General features: G+C 33.1%; 17 protein-coding genes. 12 read left to right on the forward strand and 5 right to left on the reverse strand.

Annotated features, from left to right (window positions below; translation table 11 throughout):
- Positions 1-38: 38 nt before the first annotated feature.
- On the reverse strand, positions 39-656 hold the full coding sequence (lexA, locus tag HYQ40_00465; protein MBZ6526227.1) for a transcriptional repressor LexA: 618 nt from the start codon (positions 654-656) through the stop codon (positions 39-41).
- An 88-nt stretch (positions 657-744) separates the two neighbouring features.
- Here lexA and HYQ40_00470 point away from each other — a divergent pair, with 88 nt between their 5' ends.
- From HYQ40_00470 to HYQ40_00485, 4 genes are all read left to right on the forward strand, one after another.
- Positions 745-993 (forward strand): DUF896 domain-containing protein, encoded by a 249-nt coding sequence (locus HYQ40_00470; protein MBZ6526228.1) that lies wholly within the window; start codon positions 745-747, stop codon positions 991-993.
- A 72-nt stretch (positions 994-1,065) separates the two neighbouring features.
- Positions 1,066-1,278: a YneF family protein gene (locus HYQ40_00475; GenBank protein ID MBZ6526229.1), complete on the forward strand. Its 213-nt coding sequence runs from the start codon at positions 1,066-1,068 to the stop codon at positions 1,276-1,278.
- A 376-nt stretch (positions 1,279-1,654) separates the two neighbouring features.
- Positions 1,655-3,406 carry an ATP-binding cassette domain-containing protein gene (locus tag HYQ40_00480; protein MBZ6526230.1) on the forward strand — a complete coding sequence of 584 codons (1,752 nt, stop codon included), beginning with the start codon at positions 1,655-1,657 and terminating at the stop codon, positions 3,404-3,406.
- 2 nt (positions 3,407-3,408) lie between these two features.
- On the forward strand, positions 3,409-5,196 hold the full coding sequence (locus tag HYQ40_00485; protein MBZ6526231.1) for an ABC transporter ATP-binding protein: 1,788 nt from the start codon (positions 3,409-3,411) through the stop codon (positions 5,194-5,196).
- A 61-nt stretch (positions 5,197-5,257) separates the two neighbouring features.
- Here HYQ40_00485 and HYQ40_00490 read toward each other — a convergent pair whose 3' ends face one another.
- Positions 5,258-5,884, reverse strand: a complete 627-nt coding sequence (locus HYQ40_00490; GenBank protein MBZ6526232.1) for a 1-acyl-sn-glycerol-3-phosphate acyltransferase — start codon at positions 5,882-5,884, stop codon at positions 5,258-5,260.
- A 72-nt stretch (positions 5,885-5,956) separates the two neighbouring features.
- Between HYQ40_00490 and HYQ40_00495 the strand changes: the two genes are divergently transcribed.
- The 7 genes from HYQ40_00495 to HYQ40_00525 all read left to right on the forward strand — a co-directional run bounded on the left by HYQ40_00495 (position 5,957) and on the right by HYQ40_00525 (position 13,148).
- Positions 5,957-6,733, forward strand: coding sequence for a glutaminyl-peptide cyclotransferase (locus HYQ40_00495; GenBank protein ID MBZ6526233.1), 777 nt, complete (start codon positions 5,957-5,959; stop codon positions 6,731-6,733).
- Positions 6,734-6,748: 15 nt separating this feature from the next.
- Positions 6,749-7,894, forward strand: coding sequence for a tRNA guanosine(34) transglycosylase Tgt (tgt, locus tag HYQ40_00500; GenBank protein MBZ6526234.1), 1,146 nt, complete (start codon positions 6,749-6,751; stop codon positions 7,892-7,894).
- A 71-nt stretch (positions 7,895-7,965) separates the two neighbouring features.
- Positions 7,966-8,331 carry a preprotein translocase subunit YajC gene (yajC, locus tag HYQ40_00505; protein MBZ6526235.1) on the forward strand — a complete coding sequence of 122 codons (366 nt, stop codon included), beginning with the start codon at positions 7,966-7,968 and terminating at the stop codon, positions 8,329-8,331.
- Between the two features lie 475 nt (positions 8,332-8,806).
- Complete coding sequence (gene dinB / locus HYQ40_00510; GenBank protein MBZ6526236.1) at positions 8,807-9,922, forward strand: DNA polymerase IV; 1,116 nt, start codon at positions 8,807-8,809, stop codon at positions 9,920-9,922.
- Positions 9,923-9,934: 12 nt separating this feature from the next.
- Complete coding sequence (locus tag HYQ40_00515) at positions 9,935-10,738, forward strand: ZIP family metal transporter (GenBank protein ID MBZ6526237.1); 804 nt, start codon at positions 9,935-9,937, stop codon at positions 10,736-10,738.
- Positions 10,739-10,824: 86 nt separating this feature from the next.
- Positions 10,825-12,144: a CBS domain-containing protein gene (locus HYQ40_00520; GenBank protein MBZ6526238.1), complete on the forward strand. Its 1,320-nt coding sequence runs from the start codon at positions 10,825-10,827 to the stop codon at positions 12,142-12,144.
- Between the two features lie 23 nt (positions 12,145-12,167).
- Complete coding sequence (locus HYQ40_00525) at positions 12,168-13,148, forward strand: bifunctional oligoribonuclease/PAP phosphatase NrnA (protein ID MBZ6526239.1); 981 nt, start codon at positions 12,168-12,170, stop codon at positions 13,146-13,148.
- A 60-nt stretch (positions 13,149-13,208) separates the two neighbouring features.
- Here HYQ40_00525 and HYQ40_00530 read toward each other — a convergent pair whose 3' ends face one another.
- Positions 13,209-14,648, reverse strand: a complete 1,440-nt coding sequence (locus tag HYQ40_00530) for a glucose-6-phosphate dehydrogenase (protein MBZ6526240.1) — start codon at positions 14,646-14,648, stop codon at positions 13,209-13,211.
- Between the two features lie 179 nt (positions 14,649-14,827).
- Between HYQ40_00530 and HYQ40_00535 the strand changes: the two genes are divergently transcribed.
- Positions 14,828-16,144: a DEAD/DEAH box helicase gene (locus HYQ40_00535; GenBank protein MBZ6526241.1), complete on the forward strand. Its 1,317-nt coding sequence runs from the start codon at positions 14,828-14,830 to the stop codon at positions 16,142-16,144.
- 57 nt (positions 16,145-16,201) lie between these two features.
- Here the strand turns inward: HYQ40_00535 and HYQ40_00540 are convergent, their stop codons facing one another.
- Together HYQ40_00540 and HYQ40_00545 are read right to left on the reverse strand one after the other, a co-directional pair.
- Complete coding sequence (locus HYQ40_00540) at positions 16,202-17,107, reverse strand: DUF1189 family protein (protein MBZ6526242.1); 906 nt, start codon at positions 17,105-17,107, stop codon at positions 16,202-16,204.
- A gap of 156 nt (positions 17,108-17,263) precedes the next feature.
- Positions 17,264-19,936 (reverse strand): YfhO family protein, encoded by a 2,673-nt coding sequence (locus tag HYQ40_00545; GenBank protein ID MBZ6526243.1) that lies wholly within the window; start codon positions 19,934-19,936, stop codon positions 17,264-17,266.
- Positions 19,937-20,118 lie beyond the last annotated feature (182 nt).

Below are 20,118 nucleotides of genomic sequence, written 5' to 3' on the forward strand. Positions count from 1 at the left end.
TTCGGATTTCATTTTATTATAAGTTACTACAAAGCATTTTAAAACTCTCGATATAAGCTAACTACTTTACCTAAAATTTGGACAGAATCTAAAATGATATCATCCATTGTATCATTTTCAGGACGTAGAATGTAGTGATCAGATTGTTTATAAAAAGTCTTACATGTTGCTTCGTCATCTTCAGTTAATGCCACAACGATATCTCCGTTGCTTGCAGAAGGTTGGCGACGAACTGTAATTAAATCGCCATTAAAAATCCCGGCATTGATCATACTTTCACCATCAATTTCAAGCATGAATAAATCATCTGCATCAAAATGCTCAAGTGTTGGTGGGATTGGGTAATATTCTACTGCTTCTTCAATAGCTAAAATTGGAGCACCGGCAGCAACTCGTCCTAACAAAGGAATATCTTTTCTTGAAATACCAAGTGCTTCGAGTGCGAAAGGTGTTAGTTCTAAGGCACGAGTTTTACTTGCGTCGCGTGTCAAGTATCCTTTAGCTTCTAAGCGAGATAAGTGTCCATGAACAGTTGATGTAGAAGCTAATCCGACTTCCGCACCAATTTCTCTTACAGTTGGTGGGTATCCATTAGAGTCAATTGCTTTATATATACAACTAAGTATATTTAATTGTTTTGCTGATATTGATTTCATAATTTCAACTCTTTCGTTTTTATTGATTTCAGTATAGCACTTATAATAACGTTAAGCAAACAAACGTTCGTAGTAAAGGAGTGATAACATGTTAAGTAAAGAAAAAATAAAACGAATCAATGAACTATCTAAAAAGAACAAGGCTGGTACGATGTCTGAAGAAGAAGCACTAGAACGAAAAAATCTACATAAAGAGTATATTAAAAGTATGCGAGATAGTATCGGAACTCAAATAGAAGGTATTAAAGTTGTGGATTCTGAAGGTGGAGATGTCACACCTGATAAAGTAAAAGACATTCAAAAAGAACTTGGTTTACATAATAGAGATAATGATTAATTTTCTCTAGTCAATGTTATTAAAATTTAGTATTATTGTATTACATGATGTTTAGAAGAGAGGTGTAGTTTAATGGCAACTTGGATGTGGCTAGTTATCGTATTTATTGCATTAATTATTGGTTTTGTCGCTGGTTTCTTCCTTTCAAGAAAGTATATGATGGATTACTTTAAGGAAAATCCACCGATTGATGAAAGAATGATATCTCAAATGATGGCACAAATGGGACAAAAACCATCTAAAAAGAAAGTTCAACAAATTATGAACTCAATGAAACAGCGTTAATATAACATTTGTAAGACTTCTTACCCAGTAGGGTAGGAAGTCTTTTTTTTGCTATATTAGATCTTAGGTAACAAAAAGGTAAGATAAATACAAAGATAAGTAACTTTATCTTGTTCAGAATGACACTGTGATTAAATTATATGCAAATTAATAATAAAAATGCTATAATTAAAAGCCTATGCATATTTGAAATGATGCAAAAAAGTTGTTTCATTATATTAGCTGTGATATGTTTTACCAAATTAATAACGGTTGCAAAAGTTTTTTTATCGCAAAATTGTTATTGCATTTGAAGTTGAATATTTGTCGTTAATTTGAAAGTGGCCACGTAGGTTAATTACTCTTTTTTTTATATATTTAGGATGGGGTGGATAGTATGAACATGTTTGGAAAACTAGGGTGGTTTTTTAAACGAGAAAGAAAAGCATATATTTTTGGAATTACTATGCTAATACTCCTTAGTGGGTTGACAGCAATAATACCTATGATAATCGGTACGATTATTGATAGTATGACGGCGGGGACAATCACTGGGAGTCAATTGATTAGATGGGGTATTATTCTTGTAGTCATTGCGATTCTACAGTACATCATGCGCTATGTATGGCGTACACAAATTTTTGGGACATCAGCAAAACTCGAGAAAATCCTTAGAGCAAGGTTGTTTACCCACTTTACTCAAATGGATTCAATATTTTTTCAGAAATATCGTACAGGAGATTTAATGGCAAGGACTACCAATGATTTGAATGCCATTCGAATGGTAGCAGGTGGAGGAATCTTGACATTAGTCGATTCACTGTCACAAGGTTTGCTTACTTTGTTTATGATGTTTTTCTTTGTAGATTGGCGTTTAACTTTAGTATCAATTATACCAATACCTTTACTGACAATATTAATACGATTTGTTGGTAAAAAGCTTCATTATCACTCAAGAAAATCACAGGCAGCTTTTTCTTCAATGAATGATAAAGTTCAAGAAAGTATGACTGGGATAAAGGTTATCAAAACCTTTGGTGAAGAAGAATTAGACATTGATGATTTCAAGAAGATGACGACTAAAGTAGTAAATCGAAATCAAAAAGTATATTTGTTTGATGCAGCATTTAGACCTGCTAGTCAACTAATAATGGGGGCAGCAACGATACTTGGAGTTTTCTTTGGTGGATTTTTAGTTTCTCAAGGAGACATTACAATAGGGATGCTTGTAGCATTTATTAGCTATGTATCCCGTTTACAGTGGCCAATGATTGCGATTGGACGGTTATTTAATATTTTAGAGCGTGGGTCGGCTAGTTATGATCGAATTACTGAGATATTGGATGAAAAAAGTTCGATAATTGAAGAGCCTGATGCACTTAGTCAGTCAATTTCTGGAGATATCCATATTGACATTGATGAATTTATATATCCTAATGCTAAAGAAGTATCTCTAAGTGATATTAAGATTAATATTAAGCAAGGGAACACGCTAGGGATTGTGGGAAGAACTGGATCAGGTAAGACGTCATTATTTAAATTATTATTACGTGATTATGATCAATTTTCTGGAGATATAACATTTAATAAAACATCAATTAAGGATTATCAATTGGATAGTTTATTAGCTAATATTGGATACGTTCCACAAGACAACTTTCTGTTCTCAACGACGGTCCGTGATAATATTCGGTTTGCGAATATGGATACAACTGATTCAGAAGTTGAAGAAATTGCGAAAGTTACAAGTGTTCATGAGGATATTCTTGGATTTTCAGAAGGTTATGACACACTTGTTGGAGAACGTGGTGTTGCTTTATCTGGTGGTCAAAAACAGCGTATTTCTATGGCTAGAGCCATGTTAATTAATCCAGAACTTTTAATTTTAGATGATTCACTTTCCGCAGTGGATGCGAAGACTGAAGAAGCAATTTTAAATTCAATAAAAAGTACGCGCGAAAATAAATCAACAATAATATCTGCTCACCGACTAAGTAGTGTAATGCATGCTGATGAGATTATCGTGTTGGATGAGGGTACGATTACAGAACGGGGCACGCATGAGGAACTTATTAAAAATAATGGTTGGTACCAAGAAATGTATGAACATCAGCAATTAGAGTTAAATACTGAAATGGAAGGGGTGTAATAATGGCAAGTAAAGGTCAAAGTGAATCAGCTTGGGCAAGAAAAATGTCAATAGGAGAGCAGTTATCTGTAACGAAACGAATTTTTACATTTGCAAAACCATATTGGAAAAACTTTTTAGTCGCTATTATATTCTCTTCATTAACAGTCGCAGTGTCTGTAATTATGCCCCGAGTAATACAAACTTTTATTGATGATCATTTAACTAATTTAGATGTGACTATGCAAACTGCACTAATGTTTGTTTTAATGTATGGCTTTTTACTAATTTTACAAGGTATATCCAACTACTTGTCTACATATTTATTCAACATGGCAGCTGAGAGAACAGTAGAGAATGTTAGAGATACATTATTTACAAAAATAAATACTTTAGGTATGCGATATTTTGATCAAACTCCTGGTGGTTCAATTGTTTCACGAATCACCAACGATACTGAAACATTAAAAAACTTTTGGAATACTTTCTACGCACTATTTGAAGGTATTGTAACTGTTATATCAGTATTCATTGGGATGTTTATTATGAATCCAAATATGGCACTGATGTTCTTGATCTTTGTTCCGATTATGGTTGGAATAATATGGTATTATCAAAGCTTCAGTTCACAAGTATATCGTTCGATGCGTGAGAATCTTAGTCGATTGAATACTAAAATAAATGAGTCCATCTTAGGCATGGATGTGATTCAACATTTTCGACAAGAAAAACGTATTATAGCGGAATTTGATGAACAAAATGAAAAGCATTTTGGTGCACGTTATCAGATGGTGAAGATGAATGCATTGTTGTTAATGAGTATTATTAGTTTACTTGAAGGCTTATCTTTAGCGTTAGTTATCTATGTGCTCGGAGGACAGTATTTAAATGGAATTCTAGAGGTTGGAGTCATTTATGCATTCGTCCAGTATAGCTCGCAATTCTTCAGACCTATGGGTATGATGATGGATAGTTTAAGCTTACTACAAGATGGTGTTGTTTCGAGTTCACGTATTCTACGTGTTCTCGATCAGAAAGAAAAAGTACCAGAACAATTTATTTCTGAGGAAGCGAAAATTAAAGATGCCAAAATTGAATTTAGAAATTTAACATTTTCATATGATGGAAATCAAAATGTTTTAAATAATATAAGTTTTACTGTTAATCCTGGTGAAACTGTCGCGATTATAGGACATACCGGAAGTGGAAAAAGTTCTATCATTAATGTATTAATGAGGTTCTATGAATTTCAATCGGGAGATGTTTTAATTGATGGCCATAGTATACGAGAGTTTGATTATGAAGATTTAAGAAAAGGAATTGGTTTAGTACTTCAAGATTCATTCTTATTTTATGGAGATGTTAACCGAAATATACGCTTACTCGATCCAACAATTTCTGATCGAACAATTCGAGAAGCAGCTCAATTTGTAAATGCAGATCAATTCATTGAAAAGCATTCAGATGGTTATAAACACCGTGTAATCGAGCGTGGGGCAAGTTATTCAAGTGGTGAAAAGCAATTGATTTCATTCGCGAGAACAATGGCACGTGATCCTAAGATACTTATACTTGATGAAGCTACCGCTAACATAGATACAGAAACTGAAGAGTACATACAATCTAGTTTAGCAAAAATGCGCCAGAATCGTACGACTATTGCGATTGCGCATCGATTAAGTACAATCAGAGATGCGAATCAAATTATTGTACTTGATAAAGGAAATATTATTGAACAAGGTAATCATGATGAATTAATTGCGAAAAAAGGCACATATTATCAAATGTATCGTTTGCAAACTAAAAACTAAAATAAAAAAGCGACACTTAATATTATCTCATTATGTGAGAATGATATTAAGCATCGCTTTTTTAATCTTTTTTGGGAGGAATATAAACATAATCCGGATCTAACTGCTTGTCTAAATCATCAAATGCCTGTGCAATAGCAATGTCAATACTTTTCAATTCATCTCTAGTGTATTTCTTGGAATCATCAAAAGAAATGGGTTGTCCGATAGCTACCTTTGCTTTTTTTCGAAGGAAAAACTCTTTCCCATTTAATGGAGGTTGAACCGCCACAGGAAGAATATCTTTTTTACTCAACCGTTGGATAAAGGCAGTTCCACCTTTAACTTCAGTAGAGTACCGTGATCCAGTAGGGAAAATCCCAAGATGTTTATTTTCTTCATTCATAACTTCAACACCTCTACGGAGTGATTTAGGTGAAGGTTTTTCTCTTTTTACAGGAAAAACATTCAATCTAGGTAGTAAGTATTGGAATATTTTATTTTTAAATAAAGTATCCTTTGCCATAAAGGCTATTTCAGTAGGTTCTACTGCTATGGCTAATATAACTGGGTCTAACCAATGCCGATGTGTTGATGCTATAATGGCAGCATCTTTGGGCAAATTTTCTCTTCCAATAACAATAGGTTTTCCATTAAATAGGAATAAAATAACCTTAACAACAATTAATAAAAACGAATAGAGATTCATTACTAACGACCTTTCTATTAAAAAATATGATAATATTAATGTATTATTTGCATGAAATGAAAGTGGGTACTTATGAAGAAAATCGTTCAAAAAATAATAATATTAATATGCCTTCATCATATTATACCAATAATCCCAGTCTCTTCTCAAGATGAATATAATCTAATATCCATTCACCCAAGTGAATCAAGTGCATTCACTCAAGGATTGGAATTGAATCAAAATAATGAATTATTACTCTCTACAGGATTATATGGAGAATCAAAGATTGGTTACTTGGATTTAGCAACAGGGGAGTATGATGTTATTGATGAATTAGCTGAAGAGTTCTTTGGTGAAGGTTTGACTGTAACTTCGGATGCAGTTTGGCAACTTACTTGGCGAAGCGGTGTTGCTTTTAAACGCAACAAAGAAACACTAGAGATAATCAACACTGTCAATTATGACGGTGAAGGTTGGGGGCTCGCTTATGACGAAGAAAAAGATATAATTTGGATGTCTGATGGTACCAGTATAATCGAACAACGTGATCCTGATACATTCGAAATACTTGATAGCATTGAGGTTTCGTATAACGGGATGTTAGTTGAAGAAATTAATGAGTTGGAATATGCAAACGGATATATATATGCAAATGTATGGTATACTGATACAATCATTGCTATCAATCCAATCACTGGTATAGTTGAATATCAGTATGATTTCACAGAAATAATTGAAGATACTTTTACAGACCAAGAGTTGAAAGAAATCGATACTTTAAATGGGATAGCACATATTGAAGGTAATCGATTTTATGTTACTGGAAAACTTTATCCAGTCGTTTTTGAAGTTGAATTACAGCAATAAAAGGAAGGAATCATTATGACAGAATCAGCAATAAGATATGAATTAATTAAAGAAGAGAAAAATACAGGAGCTAGACTAGGGGTGCTGCACACGCCACATGGTAGTTTCGAAACACCTATTTATATGCCAGTGGGGACTTTAGCAACAGTAAAAGGTTTATCACCTGAAGAGTTAAAAGACATGGGAGCAGAGATTGTATTGAGTAATACATACCATCTTTGGTTAAGACCTGGAGAAGATATAGTTGAAGAAGCAGGTGGTTTACATAAATTTATGAACTGGAATCGTGGAGTGTTAACGGATTCTGGAGGATTCCAAGTGTTTTCTTTAAGCGATATGCGAAAAATTGAAGAAGAAGGGGTCCATTTTAGAAATCATATTAGTGGTGAGAAATTATTCTTATCACCTGAAAAGGCTATTCAAATCGAAAATGCATTAGGTGCAGATATCATTATGAGTTTTGACGAATGTCCTGATTTTCACCATACTCATGATTATGTTGAAAAATCGATACATCGAACAACACGTTGGGCAGAACGTGGACTTAAAGCGCACCAACGTTCAAATGATCAAGCATTATTTGGTATCGTTCAAGGGGCCGGTTATAAAGACTTACGTATCCAACATGCTAGAGATTTAGTTTCACTAGATTTTCCAGGTTATTCAATTGGTGGTTTGTCGGTTGGAGAAACTAAAGAAGAAATGAATAGTGTATTAGATTACTTAACACCTGAGCTGCCCAAGCATAAACCGCGTTATTTGATGGGTGTAGGATCACCTGATGCTTTAATTGATGGAGTTATGCGTGGCGTTGATATGTTCGATTGCGTTCTAGCTACACGTATCGCAAGAAATGGGACATGTATGACAAGTGCTGGGCGCTTAGTTGTTAAAAATGCTCAATATGCACGCGATTTCAGACCAATTGATGAGAATTGTAATTGTTATACTTGTCGTAACTATACACGTGCTTACGTAAGACATTTAATCAAGACAGATGAGCTTTTCGGTATGCGTCTAGCATCGATTCATAATGTCTATTTCTTACTTGAATTAATGCGTAATGTGAGAGAAGCGATAAAGAATGATCAATTACTTGAATTCAGAGAAGATTTCTTTGAAAGATATGGATATAATAAACCAAATGCAAAAAGCTTCTAGAATGTAGCTAAATGTGAAAATTTTTGTTACACTAATCGTATGCTTTAAAAATGAAAGGATGACAATCGTTAATGGAATTTATTCTGAGTTTTATGCCGTTTATAGTTTTATTTGGTGTAATGTACTTCATGTTAATTAGACCGCAAAAGAAACAAGCGCAGAAAAAACAAGATATGTTAAGTAATATGCAACCAGGGGATTCTGTGGTTACAATCGGAGGACTTCATGGAGTTGTTGATGAAGTTAGTCAAAGTAGTCAAACAGTAGTTCTTGATTGTGAAGGTGTGTATTTAACATTTACAACGAGTGCAATTGCAACAATTACACAAGGTGGTAACATTGAAAACCGTCAAGTTGAGGTGGCGAATGATATTGCTAGCGAAGAATACCAAGAAGATATTGCTGAAGAAAGCGATGATACAGAAGGTACTCTATAATATTTATGAAAGCTCCAAGAATTAGCCAATCTGGCAATTCTTGGAGCTTTTTCTAGATATATAAGGGAATTTTAAAACTGACATCAACTCCAGGTATGTTAATAAGATTCGAGTTTGTAGGTGTGGGAATGGGTAATCTTTTGTACGTATATAAGTGAAAAAAAGGCCATTGGTCATTACTGCATATCTTGAGTAACGTATAGAATCAGTGTATGTATTTTAAAAACTTAATGCTCATAAAAGCGACTGTTTCTGTGAAGTGACTAAAGGAAAAAGTTGATTGACTTGATTAATTTTAGTTTCAGACAACTAATTTCCTCCAATAATTGAATTTTATGAAATTCAGAGTATATAATTATATTGAAGCAGGACAGATAATCAAGCAGAATTAACATTCTGCATACAAATATACATAGTGATTGATATTGCGAACAGATGTTTGTATAATATATATATTAAAGTGAGGTGAATTGTGATGCAATATGGTCTATTGTCTTTTGATGATGTTGAACCAGATACATCTAGAAAGATTTTACATGTTGATATGGATGCTTTTTATGCAAGTGTTGAGATGAGAGATAATCCTAAATTAATGAATAAACCTGTTGTAATAGCAAAGCATCCTAAACTTACTGGAGGAAGAGGGATTGTTTCGACATGTAATTACGAAGCAAGAAAGTACGGAATACATTCAGCAATGTCCGCACAAGAAGCTTATATACGTTGTCCTAAAGCGGTATTCATTCAAGGAGATATACATTATTATAAAAAAATATCTTTACAAATAAGAGAAATATTTAGTGAATATACCGATTTGATAGAACCCGTTTCATTAGATGAAGCGTATTTGGATGTGACGATAAATAAAAAGAATATGAAGAGTGCAACAATTATGGCTAAAGAAATACAACAAGAAGTCTATCGCCGTACTCGTTTAACATGTTCTATTGGGATATCCTATAATAAATTTATTGCTAAGATTGCATCAGATTATAATAAGCCAAACGGTACAACACTAGTTGAACCGAAACATGCCATTCAATTTTTAAAAAGTTTAAGCATTGATAAATTTCATGGAGTGGGAAATAAGTCATTACCTTACTTTCATGAATTGGGTATTTTTACTGGGGAAGACTTACACGAAAGAACATTGGATGAACTGATTAAACATTTTGGGAAGATGGGGTATTCTCTGTATTTTAAAGTACGAGGCGTACACAATACGCCAGTAAATAACCAAAGAGAACGTAAATCCATCGGCAGAGAGAGAACTTTTTCGGTATTCCTTGAATTAGAGTCTGAAGTATTAGATAATATCATTAAATTGATACGTAAAGTGGATGAAAGACATGAAATTTCCAAAATGAGAGCTCATACTATAACGTTAAAGATACGGTATGATAATTTTGAAACGATAACTCGACAAATTCAATCAAATGAGACCATAGAAACAGTTGGCGAAAGTATTGAATTGGCGGAGAAAATTTGGGAAGAACACGGTCATTTAGATCGTTCGATTCGATTATTAGGTGTGACTTTTTCAAATTTTGATCATCCATTATACACATCAATTAAACTTGAGTTAGACTAGGAGAATTTTAATATGGAATTATTTAGTAATCCTGTTTTACAGGCATTTATTGCCGGTATTTTTACTTGGCTTTGTACATTATTTGGATCCTCTTTTGTTTTTCTTTTTAAAAATGTTAATGACCGATTCTTAGCTATCATGCAAGGTTTTGCTGCAGGAGTCATGATTGCTGCTTCTTTTTGGTCGTTATTAGCACCGGCTTTAGATTATGCAGAGGTGAGTACATCTTCATTACCAACTTGGCTACCAGTAGCTATTGGCTTTACTACGGGGGGATTGTTTCTGCGATTACTTGACTACATCGTACCACATACCCATTTAGCAGAGGATCATGGGGACTCTGAGAACCGAAAGTTATCAAAACCAACGATGCTTTTCTTAGCAGTGACCATTCATAATATACCTGAAGGGCTTGCTTTAGGTGTGGCCTTTGCAGCAGCAAGTATTGGAAATGCTGGGGCTACAATGTCTGGAGCAATTGCTCTAGCAATTGGTATAGGATTACAAAACATACCTGAAGGTTCTGCTTTATCTTTACCGCTATATGCGGATGGTAGAACGAAGCAAAAGGCATTCCAACTGGGACAGTTATCAGCTATTGTTGAGCCTGTAGCAGCGGTAATTGGTGCGGCTGCAGTATTAGTAGTTCAAGAACTATTGCCCTACGCATTAGCTTTTGCTGCAGGTGCAATGATTTTCGTTGTTGTTGAACAATTAATACCTGAATCACAGTCTTCCAATCATACTGATGATGCGACTTTAGCATTAATCGGTGGGTTTGTTTTAATGATGGTATTAGATGTTGCTTTAGGTTAATTAATATTTTCAATAAGCATTTAAACTGTTATACTGTAATTATCAAATTACAGTATAACAGTTTTTTACTTATCTGGAGGGATTTAGTGACTACTAAACATAATCAAATACTACAATATATTGAAACACTTCCAATTGGCGAGAAGATATCAGTGCGTGGAATTGCCAAGCATCTAAACATGAGTGAAGGTACAGCATATAGGGCTATTAAAGATGCCGAATCGCTTGGAATTGTTTCAACTATTGAACGAGTTGGAACAATACGTATCGAAAAAAAGTCAAAATTTTTACCCGAAATGTTGAGATTTAGCGAAATGGTTTCAATGATAGAAGGTACAGTATTAGGTGGTGAAGAAGGATTAAATCTTCACCTAAACAAGTTTATAATTGGCGCAATGACAGAAAATGCTGTTAAGAAATACTTTGTGCCAAATTCACTTATAATTGTAGGTAATAGAGAAGGTGTTCAGCAATTAGCACTTGAAAATGATGTGGCGGTCCTTATTACCGGAGGATTCGATGCAAGTGATAAAGTTATTAATCTTGCGAATGAAAAAAAATTACCCGTTATATCAACACCATTTGACTCGTTTACAGTTGCAACAATTATTAACCGCTCAATGGCAGATCAAGAGATAAAAAAAGAAATCATGACAATAGCTGATATATTTACACCGATAGATCAAACTCCTGCTTTAACTGCACAGGAAACAGCAAAATCTTTCTATAAATTATCGCGACAATCTGGGCTTTCACGCTTTCCGGTACATCATAATAGTCGATTAATCGGGGTTGTGACAGCAAAAGATTTAATTGGTAAATCTGACTCAGTACTTATTGAAAGAGTCATGACTAAAAATCTAGTTACAGTCCAGAAACACATGACTATAGCCAGTGTTTCGCAGTTAATGGTCCGTGAAGATATTGAAATGATACCGGTTATTGAAGATAATATGGAATTATTAGGCGTAGTGTCTCGTCAAGATATTATGCGTGGCATTCAACTTATTCAAAAACAACCTCAAATCGTCAATACATTCCAAGATGACATTATTATGCATATTGAAGAGTATTTATTACAAACACCAGAACATAAGTATGACTATCATGTGGTAGTCCAACCACAGATGTTAAATAGTTTAGGTACAATTTCATATGGGGTATTATGTGAATTAATTTCGCATTCAGCCTATCAAAAGTTTTATGACACAACAAATCAAAATCATATTATTGAAAAAATTGATTTACATTATTTTAAATTAATTCAAATGGGTAATGTTATCCAGTTTAAAGTAGATATATTCAATCAAAATAGACGCACTGCGTTGATAGAGGTTAATGTATTTCATGAGAATTCCTTAGTGGCGAAGGCAATCATCACGTCACAAGTAATAGAAACACAGTAAATTTGGCATAGAAGGAGTACAAAATGTATTTAGAAACAGATAAATTACAACAATTATTATCATATATTAAAGAAAATGACACAATTATTATCCACCGTCATGTGAGACCTGATCCAGATGCATTTGGCTCACAACTTGGATTGAAATATTTAATTGAAAATGCTTATCCAAATAAAAGGGTATTGGCTGCTGGAACAATGACTAAGGGCCTATCTTGGATGGGGAAAATGGACGATATACAAGATTCAGACTATCAAGATGCATTGGTAATTGTTGTGGATACAGCAAATCATCCTAGAATCGATGATAAACGATATAATAAGGGATCAAAACTTGTTAAAATTGACCACCATCCTGATGTGGATAGCTATGGAGATTTGGAAATGGTATATACAGAAGCAAGTTCGTGTAGTGAGATAATCGCGAACATTTCATTAGAATTAAATTCTGAATTACCATTAACTAAAGACGCTGCTTTTATGCTATATGCAGGGATTGTTGGAGATACTGGACGTTTCATGTATGATTCGACAAGTGAAACGACACTTAAAACAGCAGCGGCAATGCTTAAAATGGATATTAATCATTTTATTATTAATGACCGATTTAATACCATTACGATGGCACAAGCTAAGTTCCAGGGATTTGTATTAGATCAAATTAAGGTTGATGAGACTGGCGTTGCTCATATCCTTATTAATCAAGACGATTTGGTTCGTTATGGAATTTCAGAAGAAGAGGCTAATACTTCGGTTGGGATACCAGGAAGTATTGAAGGCGTGAAAACATGGGCATTATTCATTGAACAACAAGGAAATAATCCTTATTGGAGAGTAAGAGTAAGGTCTAAAGGACCTGAAATTAATCAAGTAGCAGCTAAATATAATGGTGGTGGCCATCCCAAAGCAAGTGGTGCATCAGTATATAGTAAAGAAGAAATGAATAATTTAATTGAAGATTTAAGTAAAGTTACAAAAGAATATTTGAGTAATATAACTGAATAAAGACAAAAAAGGACCAAGTTGGGATTTAATTCAACTTGGTCCTTTTTTTATGTTGTCATTTTAATCAAACCAACTAAAGCCTTGCTTTTCAATTAATTCATCAGCTGCTTTTGGACCAGCTGACATAGCGGGGTAATTAGGAAAATCAGGCGTTGGTGCTTGTTTCCATAATTTTTGAATATTATCGACAAACTTCCAATCATGTGCTACTTCAAGCCAGTGATTGAAGTTATTTAGATTACCTTGAATACAAGCCAAAATTAACCGCTCGTAATCTGCGGGCATAGAACTAATCTCTTCTTCACTAGGTGAGTACGATAATTCAATTTGATTCAAATCATTTGTATACCCAATAGTTTCTTGGTTTAAGTATAAACGATAAACTAGATCAGGGTTAATTTCAATCATTAATCTATTGCCTAAAATGTCCTCTCTCGTTGATTTAAATTGAACATGGATAGTCGTGAATTTACCATTTAATCGTTTTCCAGAACGAATAAAAAATGGAGTACCTTCCCATTCTGGTAAGTCAATTGAGACTTTCGCTGCGAAATAAGTTTCAGTTGTCGATTCAGGGTCCACTTTATCTTCATCACGATAAGCCTTATATTCATTTGCTGAACTGCTTCCGTATTGACCCCGAACGACATTTTCGTTCAGTTCATCAACTGTTTCATATTGGTGTAAATTTTTAAGAATATGAATTTTTTCTTGACGAATTGATTCAGGTTGGTCATCTTTTGGTTCATTCATAGCGACAAGAGAGAGCATCTGTAGAGCATGGTTTTGAATCATGTCTTTGGATACACCGCTATTTTCGTAATAGTCACCGCGGTCTTCAACGCCAACTTCTTCAGCCAATGTAATCTGAACATGATCGATGCTTTCCTTATTCCAAATAGATTTAAACATAATATTACTGAATCGTAAATTTAGGAGAGATTTAATAAAACCTTTACCTAAATAATGATCAATTCGGTATATTTCATTTTCTTCAAATGAAACTTGAAGTTGGTCTTGTAATTCATTTGCTGATTGAAAGTCATTACCGAATGGTTTTTCAATAATTAAACGGTTATAACCATTATCAGTTGCAAGACCTGAATTTTTAATGTGTTGAGTGATAATAGGGAACAAGCTAGGTGAGAGTGAAATATAGAAAATTCTATTGCCCTCTGTTTTATATTTCTCTTCTAATTCAGTAGCTAAGTCTTGTAAATGATAATATTCGTCAACATCATTTACATCATGCGATTGATAATAGAAATGAGAAATAAATTCTTCTGCATGTGCCTTATCGTCTACTTCGTCTTTAATACTATCTAGGACAACTTCACGTAAATACTCATTGGTCCAAGGTCGACGAGCAGTTCCTATCAATGCAAAATGTTCTGATATATAATTGTTTTTGTATAATCGATAAATCGCTGGATACAATTTTCGAGCAGCTAAATCACCTGTTGCTCCAAATAATGTAATTAATAAACGATGTTTTTCCATGAGATCCCTCCATCTTTAACAAACAATATTATAGCTCAAAAACGAGTAAGTTACAATTTAAGGATGCTAAAATCTAATAATTCATTCATTTTATTTTAATATTACTATGGTTTGTTTTTCTTAACTGATACTTGTATAATTTGACATGTTAGTAAAAAGCACAATGAAAGGAGTTTACTATGAAATTATTTAAAGATTTATCAATTCAAGAGTTTATTAAGAACGCGTTAACTGATATTCACTTTGAAAAATTAACACCTGTACAAGAAGAAGTAATTCCACAAGCTTTAAGTGGACAGAGCTTAATTGTACAATCACAAACAGGATCTGGAAAGACACATAGTTTTTTAGTTCCCATACTAAATCAAATTAATCCAAATGCTAATGAAGTGCAAGCAGTTGTTACAGCACCAAGTAGAGAATTGGCAGAACAGTTATATAATGTAGCTATTCAAATTGCTAGTTTTTCAGAAAAACCAATAAAAGTAGTTCGATACATTGGAGGTACTGATAAACAAAGACAAGTAGAAAAGTTACAAAATAATGATCAACCTCAATTAGTTATTGGTACTCCGGGGAGAATTTTTGACTTAATGTCTGAAAATGCACTTTGGGTTCAATCAACCAAAACGTTTGTTGTCGATGAAGCAGACATGACAATGGATTTAGGATTCTTATCAACTATCGATGAAATCGCGTCTAGAATGCCAGAAAAACTACAGATTATGGTTTTTTCAGCAACAATTCCACAAACATTAGAAGTATTCTTAAATAAATATATGACATCTCCTCAATTAATTGAAATTGATAATCAGGGTGTTATCGCTGATATGATTGATAATTATTTAATGTATACTCGCGGAAGAAATAGAGCAGACCTGGCTTATTCTTTATTAACGATGGGGGAACCTTATTTAGCGCTCGTTTTCTGTAATACCAAGCAATATGCTAACGAAGTAAGTGGTTACTTGAAAAATAAAGGTCTAAAAGTTGCGACAATTCACGGTGGTTTAACTCCAAGAGAACGTAAAAGAGTTATGCGTCAAATTCGTGATTTAGAATATCAATACGTAGTTGCAACTGATTTGGCGGCTCGTGGGATTGATATTCCAGGAACATCTATGGTAATTAATATGGAAATTCCAACTGAACTAGAATTCTTTGTTCATCGAGTGGGTAGAACAGGTCGTAATAATGTTAAAGGTGTAGCTTATACTTTAATAGAACCAGATAATGAACGTGACATTCACACATTAGAGAAAAAAGGAATCGAATTCCAGACTGTTGATATTATAAAAGGTGAGATTAAAGAAGTTAAAGCTAGAAATGAACGAGCAAAACGTGAAGACAAAAAGAAAAATGAAGATACTGTTATACATGGTATGATACAACGTAATAAAAAACGAAAAGTAAAACCAGGTTATAAAAAGAAATTAGATCAACAAATTAAGTCTCATAAGCAGACTCAAGCACGTCAAAATAGACGTAAAAAGTAATATAAAAACCAGTTTCTCACATTTAAATGTGAAAAGCTGGTTTTTTTGTCTATATATCTATTTATCAGTATTATCTGATTTTTTATCGGACTCTTCATTATCTTCATCTTTTTCTTTTTGTTCCATATCAGCTGTATCTATTTGATCCAAATTATTCATAATCGTATGAATAAATTTAGTATGGTTTTTAAAAGCAAGATAAAGTAGAAATAATGTAATTGTAGCAAGTGTAAACTGAGTCGCAACGAATCCAGGAATTATAATGGACATTGCCTCAAGTAATAATATTGGAATAAAAGAAATGACCACTGTAAGTTTTATCCTAGACTTAAAATCAATAGTTCTTGTGAGACGTACATTGAAAAATCCAGCCATAATACTAATCAGTAAGATTTGGAACCAATAAACAAAAAATGAGCTAACTAATATGATAAAGAATACCATTGCGTTCATTGAAAATGATTCCTCAGCGATATAATTTAAAAATAACTCAAATCGGTGTTGATTTGCAAATAAGTAATCATAACCTGGTATTTCTTGTACAGTTTCACCGACTGTTAAGAAAGCATAATCTTCAATAATAAAAATTCCAAAGGGCGCATTTGGCTCTAACATCGTTCGTTGTTTCTCTGAAATCTCAGATTCAAAGCCCATTTCAGAATTAATTGAATCATCTATTACAATCTGTACTGAATCTGATTGATAATAGAGTGGTTTTTCGCCATCGGCAATATTTAAAGTGCCTTCTGATAAAGTATACTCTGGAATATATTCGACTGCATTAGAGAAATCCTGTGAAATTCTAGAAAATGTCGGTATAATATTAATGAAAAGTGCTAATGTCATGACTAATATTGAACCAAAAGCAACCAAATGAATATATTTCCATGGTACATTTATCGATTCAATATAATAGCGAGGATTTTTCAATCCTAGTTTAAGTAAATTAAATATTTTCTTCATTGAACCGTCCTTTACTAATTAAATTCATTCATTCATTCATCTTATCAAAGTAGTGTGAATTATCAAGTAAATTTGTCTTCTTTGATAAGATGGAGTTTAACCTAACTATATTAAGTCAATATGTACTGATAATATGTCTAAGTTACATAAAAATAGTTATGCTTGAGTCTTCGAGTAGTTTTGCTTGTTTTTTGATTCTTTTTTTCTGTCAATATAAATTACTCCAAGTAAACTAGTAAAACCTATTATAGATAAAATACTACCGAACACAATAGAACGTGGGAAGTAATGAAGATCTATTGTATGTTGACCATTCGTTAAAGGAATAGCCATTAATGTATCATTTAGAACACTAACAGGCTGAACGTCTTGACCATCGACATTAATGTTCCATGCTGCATCATAAGGAATAGTGAATAAGAGATAGGCTTCATCTTGTTCAATATTGATGTTTCCTTTTATTCTATTGTGACTTGATTGAGTAACATTAAATTGATTATCTTGTTTAGTGTCCATCATATTTTCATAACGTTCTAAGTCAAACTCATAGAGTTCAAGTAGATTTGATTGTAATTCTTCTTCCTCTAATTCAACATCAAAGTATTGATCTTCTCTGATTGTATTATAACTAGCATTGTAAATTTGACGTCTTCTAAACGGAGAATAAAAACGATAATGATTAGAATTTAAATCTAAAGAAATATTTTTGCTTGAAAACTGACTTGGAATACTAAAGTAATATGGATTTGTACTAGTCGTATCAAAATGCCAACGAATTCTAGGTGTTTGAGCATCACTTTCAGAAGTATCTTTATAAGTATAATAGTCTCCATCCCCAGTATCTGTCACTTCTACGTTCTCATAGGTAACATCTGTAAACTCATGCTCAGTAAAGTAAGGTTCTTCTATACCATTGTAATCAATGAGGCTCAGTAATAATTCTTGGTTTTCGATTGGACGATGTGAACTAAAAGAGCTTTTTTCATTCACTATATCCGGACTCACTTCAATACCTAAGCCAAAGTATCTTTCATTTTCATAGACTTTTACTCGAGAAAACTGACTCATTACAGGGTGGAAATCAATATCTAAATCTGTTGCTTCAGGATAAAGAACGTACCCGTCCTCATCTGTATGTTCATCGGTATTGTCGGTCGAATCTAAAAAGTAACGAATATTAAAGAAATCATCTAAAAATAACGTTCCATTAGTATACGTTGCGAAACCATTACCGTCTGGTTGACCTAAGTAACCGTAAAGTTCAGGAACGTGTGCTTCAATTGTTGAACCAAAATGATCCATACCGCTATAATGAGTGTACATTGCTTCATTTTTCGTTCGCATAAATGTTTTACTAATTCGATAAAAATCAGTATCTGAATGTCTGAGACCAGATAAACTTTGATCCAATATTTCAGTATAGTCTTCAAACTTTGACTGTTGAACATAATTAATATCTGACATGATTATGTAAGCATTGATAAACATTTCAGCAAATACAAAAATGAAAAGAATTGAGTAACGAATTAATTTAGCTGGCCTCTCGAGTTGGATAATAATGACAAAAGCGAGGAAAAATGCGAGTGATATAAATATATTTATATCATTTAAAAACGTATACTCATTAATCCACAAATAATAACCAGAGAAAATCGCCATTCCAATAATAGCGGTAATTAAAACACCAAGGGAAAAACGCTTTGGTTGGTATTTGAATGCTTTAATTGCCATAATTATTATGAAAAAACTAGTAGTAAACGAGAATCTAAAGTGATACCAAATTGGAAATTGGCCGCCGTGCCAAAGTTTATTCAGTAAATCATATCTAAAAGAAAGTGCGAAAAACCCAATAATAAATACTGCTACTAATTTCTCCGAAAGTTTGATTTTTTTATTAATAAAAAACAATCCAGCAAAGAATAATACGAGCATTCCAGCATAAATATTAGGAGAGCCCGAAGACATCTCATCAAAATTAAAGCTACCAACGAATAATTTTGATGCGACATCTTGTATTGTATGGGCAACTTCCCAATCTAATTCAAGTTCTAAATAACTACCTTTATTTTGTGTTAGAGAATAATATGTAGGAACTAGGGCAATACCAGCAATTAGAGCTGCGATAATTGAGTGTAGACCAAACTTAAAGTACGAGATTACAGTATCCTTTATATTAAAAGTAGTTTGCTTTTCTATAATGACATACAGTGCATATAAAGCTAAGAAAATACAAATCATATAACCAATATAATAGTTTGCGATTAATAAAACAGCTAAAGAGAAGACATAAAGTACACGTCCTTTGCTAGATATCAATCTATCTAAGCCTAAAGCAATTAGTGGAAGTAGTATTAGTCCATCCAACCACATAATATTTAATTGATAAACGATTGTATAACTCATGAAAGTGTAAGATAAACTAAATATGTTGGCCGGAATAGTTTTTAGTGCATATTTCTGACGAGAAAAATACATGAATGTTAAACTGCTCGTTAATAGTTTTAAGTAAGTAATAAGCGTCACAGCGACCTCAAAATTTGATTCGTTAAAAAATAAAAAAATCAAGTTAAAGGGGCTTAGTAAGTAATAGGCCCACAAACCAAGCATCTCGCCACCGAGAGCTTTTTCAAAGCTATAAAGTAGCATTTCAGGCGATTGAGTAAGGGTTTCTTTATACATACTATAAAAATCAATATATTGTTGACCTAAATCAACTGTAAGCATCGTATCTTTCCCAAAGGGAGTAAATTGAAATATTATAGCTAGTCCTGTGAAGAAAATGGAAACAAATAATGCATTAAATAAATATGGTTTAAGTTTCTTTATCATTTTGTGACTCCTAACGAAATTAATAATCATTTCATATATTAACAGACAAAAATTAGGTATTCATCTATTTAGTATGTAAAAACTATGAAGATAAATTAAAGATTGATGTAAGTCTTTTGGTTTGATACAATTTTGTGTAATTGTTTGATATAATAATCAAGTGAATTTAAACTTTTTTAGAG

It is taken from the genome of Aerococcaceae bacterium DSM 111021 (assembly GCA_020112395.1).
In the GTDB taxonomy this organism is placed as follows: Bacteria; Bacillota; Bacilli; order Lactobacillales; family Aerococcaceae; genus Ruoffia.